Annotated in this window: 5 protein-coding genes; all 5 read right to left on the bottom strand. The window is 68.1% G+C overall.

The window, feature by feature from the left end; translation table 11 throughout:
- The coding region (locus tag MUO23_06275) for an amidohydrolase family protein (protein ID MCJ7512561.1) at nucleotides 1-342 on the bottom strand (342 nt) is incomplete at its 3' end.
- A 153-nt stretch (nucleotides 343-495) separates the two neighbouring features.
- On the bottom strand, nucleotides 496-1,656 hold the full coding sequence (locus tag MUO23_06270) for an MFS transporter (protein ID MCJ7512560.1): 1,161 nt from the start codon (nucleotides 1,654-1,656) through the stop codon (nucleotides 496-498).
- A gap of 4 nt (nucleotides 1,657-1,660) precedes the next feature.
- Nucleotides 1,661-2,260: a hypothetical protein gene (locus MUO23_06265; protein ID MCJ7512559.1), complete on the bottom strand. Its 600-nt coding sequence runs from the start codon at nucleotides 2,258-2,260 to the stop codon at nucleotides 1,661-1,663.
- A 162-nt stretch (nucleotides 2,261-2,422) separates the two neighbouring features.
- Nucleotides 2,423-4,075 (bottom strand): urocanate hydratase, encoded by a 1,653-nt coding sequence (gene hutU / locus MUO23_06260; protein ID MCJ7512558.1) that lies wholly within the window; start codon nucleotides 4,073-4,075, stop codon nucleotides 2,423-2,425.
- An 88-nt stretch (nucleotides 4,076-4,163) separates the two neighbouring features.
- Entirely contained in the window at nucleotides 4,164-4,685 is a 522-nt protein-coding gene (locus MUO23_06255) for a nitroreductase family protein (protein MCJ7512557.1), read from the bottom strand.
- Between the last annotated feature and the right edge of the window lie 473 nt (nucleotides 4,686-5,158).

The raw sequence follows: 5,158 nt of genomic DNA, 5'->3' as shown, positions 1-5,158 counted from the left end.
CTTGCCCTGAAGGCGCTGTTCGAATTCCAGGGCGCGATCTCCGGACCACACCAGGTGCGTGTGCGGGTCCACAAAGCCGGGAAGTACCACCTTGTCGGAGGCATCGATCTCCTGACGGGCCCGGCAGCGCTGGCGGAGGTCGTTCGTCGACCCGACTGCCGTGATGAGTCCTTGGCGGACCGCCACGGCGCCGTGTTCAATCACCCCCAGATCCCCCAGGCGCGAACCGCGTTGGGGTCCTCCGCCAAGGGTGAGCAGCTGGGAGGCGGAGTGCACGAGCAGGTCCACTTCACTGTTTGTGGCTGAAGGGAGGTCGGCGCCGGCATGAGCGTGCTGGGTCATGTGCGCGATCGCCTCCGGCTGAAGAGTCGTTGCCCCAGGATCTTGCCCGCCCTAGGTCCGGCTGCAGGCCTTGCGGGAGGTGGGGGCAGGGGCCCGAAAAGCGGCGGCGCGGGATGTGGGCTGGCCCACGCCGGTCCTGCCACGGCCGCGATTCTACTCGCGGACGTACAACACCAGTAGCAGCAGGGCCAACAGGTTGAGGCCAGCGGCGGCCAGGCCGTTGGCGGTGAACCCCAAGGCGAACAGCGCTGGGCCGAGAAGCGCGCCCAGCGCCCGCCCAAGGGCATGTGAAGAGATGTTACTGGCCATCATGGTAGCCCGGGCCGTCGGAACCAGCTCGGTCATCAATGGGATGGCGCTGACCAGGGTGAACTCAAACGTGACGTAGAAGAGAAACAGCCCGACCGCCGCTCCGGGCAGGCTTTGGCCAAGTAAGGGGAGCAAGACGGCCGAGAGCGTGTTCAGCAGAATCCCGAAAGCCACCGATCGCACCTTCCCGAGGCGATCCGTAATCCCGGCCACCAATCCCTCGCCGGCCAGTTCGGCGGCGCCGATGACCATCGAGGCCGCCCCCAGGGCGACGATCTGCAGCGCGAAGGCCTGTTCCAACCAGGCGCCAAACACGATGGTGACCACTTCGTTGGCGGTGCTGATCAGCAGCCCGACTGCCAGTGCAGCCAGGGCGATGCGGTGCCGGGCAACGACCCGCAGCCCCTGGGAGACTCGCATCCGGGTAGCCATCGCGCGCGTGTCAATCGGAAGGACGAAACGCAGCGCCAGGGCGCCGCCGAGGGCCAGGGCCGCGATCCAGGGGAAAGCCGCCGCCCAACCCGAGCGGGCCATGATCAGCCCAACCAGGGGTAGGCCGACCAGCGAGGCCAGCGACCAGCCGATTTCGGTTACGGCGATGGCCAGTCCCCGGCGAGCGTACAGCACCAAGTCCCCGAGATAGGCCTGCATCGAAGAGTCGAACAGGATCTTGGCGACGGACGCGATCCCCAACGCCAGGGCGAACACCAGGTAGATCGGGAACGGTGCGACCAAGGCGAAACCGATGCCCAGCATCACCAGGGAAGTGACCATCGCCCGGCGTCGGCCCAACCGATCCCCAGCGGAGCCGATGGCCGGCCCGAAGATGCCCAGCATGGAGCGAGCGCTGACGGCCAGGGCCGCGGTCTGCAGATCGACGCCCAGGCCGCGGGCGATGACCGGCAGGAAGGGATAGACCAGCCGGTGGCCGGTGTTGAACACCGTGCGCACGGCCGCGAAAAGGATCAGCTGGTAGCGCAGGCGAAGGCGGGCCGGGCGGGCCATCCGATCAGGCGCGGACAGCGCGCAGCCAGCGAGCGAGCAGCCATTCAGCAATCAGGGCGACCGCGAGCATCGCCAGGAAGAAGCCCTGTATCGCCGCGGAACCGGAGGCCGCGATCGGTGCCGGAGGGTGCAAAACCTGTTCGGCGCCGACGAGGGCCAGGGTCAGCGCCATGAAGAACAGCAGGTTGCCGCCGCTGGTCCAGGTCGGCCGGTCGAGGAGCTTCCATCCGATCTGAAGCACGATTGCCGCGACGGCGAAATGCAGGCCCAGCCTCCAGCGCGGTTCCTGGAGGAACAAACCATTCCAGTTCATCTGCATCGTCAGCAAGCTGATCGGCAGGTAGGTTACCCAGAACGCCGTCCCGGCCAGCCCCAGTGCCCGGGACCACGCCTGCCATGCCACCCGGCGCGTGACCAGGGCGATGCCTCCGCAGGCTGCTGCCGCGCCCAGGCCGAGCAAGGCTGCCCACACCCAGGCGCCGTGCAGGTAAACCAGACGCACATTCGAGCCCAAGCTACGTTCAGCAGGGCCAAAGGCCGTGAGAACCGCCAGCACGAGCAGGGCCGATGCCAGCAGGATTACAGGAGTCCGGCGTCGGGGCATGGGCAGGATTGTATCGCAGGCAGGCTGGCGGAAGGCTACCCTGTCTGGAGCAGGGCCCCGTCGGCGGGGTGCCCGCGGGTGCTCCCGCCTTGCCAGAAGTGGCCGGCGAGCGGTGTGTAGCCACGCGGTCGCTTGGTGGAGTGCAGGCTGCGGGCTAGGGCGCTAGCGCAGCATCGGCATCTTCAGCCCATGTCGCCGGGCGGCGGCGATGGCCTCCGGGTAGCCGGCGTCGGCATGGCGCACGATGCCCATGCCCGGGTCGGTCGTCAGCACCCGCTCCAGGCGGGCGGCGGCCTGAGGGGTGCCGTCGGCGACGATCACCTGTCCGGCGTGTTGGCTAAAGCCGATGCCCACCCCGCCGCCATGATGGAAGGACACCCAGGTGGCGCCGCCGACGGCGTTCACCAGGGCATTCAGGATCGGCCAGTCTGAGACCGCATCCGTGCCGTCGGCCATGCCCTCAGTCTCGCGGTTGGGCGAAGCCACCGAGCCCGCGTCCAGATGGTCGCGGCCGATGACGATCGGAGCGCCCAGTTCGCCTGCGGCGACCATCTGGTTGAACTTCAGCCCGGCTCGCACCCGTTCGCCATAGCCGAGCCAGCAGATCCGCGCCGGCAGCCCTTGAAAGCGCACCTTGTCCCGGGCCAGCGTCAGCCAGCGCCGCAGGTGTTCATCCTGCGGGAACAGCTCGAGAACGGCCCGGTCGGTCCGGTAGATGTCCTCCGGGTCGCCGGAGAGAGCTACCCAGCGGAAAGGACCTTTGCCCTCGCAGAACAGCGGGCGGATATAGGCCGCGACGAAGCCTGGGAACTCGAAGGCCTCCCGGACGCCAGCGTCGAAGGCCCGCTGGCGGAGATTGTTGCCGTAGTCGAAGACCTCGGCCCCGGCCTTCCGGAAGGCGAGCATCGCCTGCACATGCCGCGCCATCGACTGCAGGGCACGTTGCTCATACACCTGCGGCTGCTCCCGCCGCAGCGCTTCGGCCGCCAGTAGGCTCAATCCGTCTGGAATGTACATCAGCACATCGTGGGCCGGTGTCTGGTCGGTGACAACATCGGGCACGATGCCGCGCCGGTAGAGGTCCGGGTAGACCTCGGCGGCGTTGCCGATCAACCCGACCGACAGTGGCTGGGCGGCGGACAGCGCCTGCTCGATCAAGGTCATCGCTTCTTCGAGGGTGTCCACGACCTGATCGACGTAGCCATGTTCGAGACGGCGCCGGGCCCGCTCGGGATCGACCTCGACCACCAAGCCCACCCCCTCGTTCATGGTGATGGCCAGCGGCTGTGCCCCGCCCATTCCGCCCAGGCCGGCCGTCAGGACGAACTTGCCCCGCAGCGAAGGCCATCCCCGCTGGCGGGCCAGGGCCCCGAGGGTCTCGTAGGTCCCTTGCAGGATGCCCTGCGTGCCGATGTAGATCCACGAGCCGGCGGTCATCTGGCCGAACATCATCAGGCCACGTGCTACCAGGCTGTCGAAGTGCTCCTGCGTCGCCCAGTGGGGAACGAGATTGGAGTTGGCGATCAGAACGCGGGGGGCGTCGGGGTGGGTGCGGAACACGACCACCGGCTTCCCGGATTGGACAAGCAGCGTCTCATCGGGCTCCAGCGCCTGCAGGCTGGCGAGCAGGGCGTCGAAGCTCGCCCAGTCGCGGGCGGCTTGTCCGCGCCCGCCGTAGACCACCAGGTCCTGCGGCCGCTCCGCGACCTCAGGATCCAGGTTGTTTTGTAGCATTCGGAAGGCCGCCTCCGTCAGCCACGACTTGCAGTGCAGCTCTGGGCCGCGCGGTGCTCGAACGATCCGGCTGGAAGTCATGCAAGTCTCCTTTCGCGGGGAGAGGGGTCAGGACAGCGGGCGTCTAGTTGGACGCGCAGACCGGGCAGCTGCGGGCGGGTTGAAGCGGTCAAGCACTGTGCCAGCGGTCGAGGTGCACGATGTTCTCGAGCACCTTCCGGCCGCCGGAGCGCAGGGGAGCCTGAAGCACGCTGGGGTCGGCCGGATAGCCGAAGGAGATCGCGACGTGACAAACCATATCGCTCGGGAAACCCAGCAACTCCCGGGCTGCGTCCAACTGGTAGATCGTGGCCAGGCAGGAGCCGAGCCCGAGCTCCCAGGCGGCGAGCTGCATGTAGGCTGCAGCCTGCCCGGCGTCGAACAGGATCGACCAGCGCTGGTCCGGGTCGGGGGTCACCAACGCCACCCCCAGGGCGGCGCCGGCCAGGTGGCCGGCGTAGGTACCGAGCTTGGCCAGGTGCTCGAGCGTGGGTCGATCCTGGATGGCGATGAACTGCCAGGGCTGCGTGTTCTTGGAGGACTGGGCGCGGCGACCGGCGTTCAGGATGCGACTGACGACCTCGACCGGCAGCGGGGTAGGGGCGAACTCACGCACGGCGCGTTTGGTGCGGATGGCAGCAGACACTTCCATGGGCTGGACCCTCCTCAGCAGATTATAGGCCGGTGAGGGGTTGCCTCCAACCGGAGATCCCCACGCTGTCCTCCGGGGGGAGGCCCAAGAGCCGGGGATAGGGACCACAGCCTGCGATGGCCTGAGATGGCCGTGCGGCTCCACAGCGGTCCGCTGGGTGCCGCCAGGCAGCTTCCGCTCCGGCAATCTGCGAGCGAGGAGATCGCCAGCCAGGGCTGCAGCAGGTTGGGGTGGCGGGTACCTCGGCGGGCGAAGGTCCCGCAGCCAGCGAGGCGTGGGGTGGACTGGAAGCCGTCGCCAAGGGGAATCTGGCTGGGGGGCGGCCGAAGCGAGGAGGTCGTTCTGGACGAGCTACTCGAGGGCGCGACGGGGCGGTTCGGGCAGAGGCAGCAGGTGCGCCAGGCGGGTGTCGTAGCGCTCGATGCGCCCGTTCATCTTCAGGTGGTCGAGTTCAGAGTCGGTCACCGGTCGAT

Source organism: Anaerolineales bacterium, from assembly GCA_022866145.1.
Taxonomy (GTDB): Bacteria; Chloroflexota; Anaerolineae; order Anaerolineales; family E44-bin32; genus PFL42.
This window is presented reverse-complemented; position numbering and strand designations above follow the sequence as displayed.

Excerpts from the sequence above, each read along its gene's own strand:
- MUO23_06255 (MCJ7512557.1), bottom strand. The coding sequence starts at position 4,685 with ATGGAAGTGTCTGCTGCCATCCGCACCAAACGCGCCGTGCGTGAGTTC.
- MUO23_06265 (MCJ7512559.1), bottom strand. The coding sequence starts at position 2,260 with ATGCCCCGACGCCGGACTCCTGTAATCCTGCTGGCATCGGCCCTGCTC.
- MUO23_06270 (MCJ7512560.1), bottom strand. The coding sequence starts at position 1,656 with ATGGCCCGCCCGGCCCGCCTTCGCCTGCGCTACCAGCTGATCCTTTTC.
- hutU (MCJ7512558.1), bottom strand. The coding sequence starts at position 4,075 with ATGACTTCCAGCCGGATCGTTCGAGCACCGCGCGGCCCAGAGCTGCAC.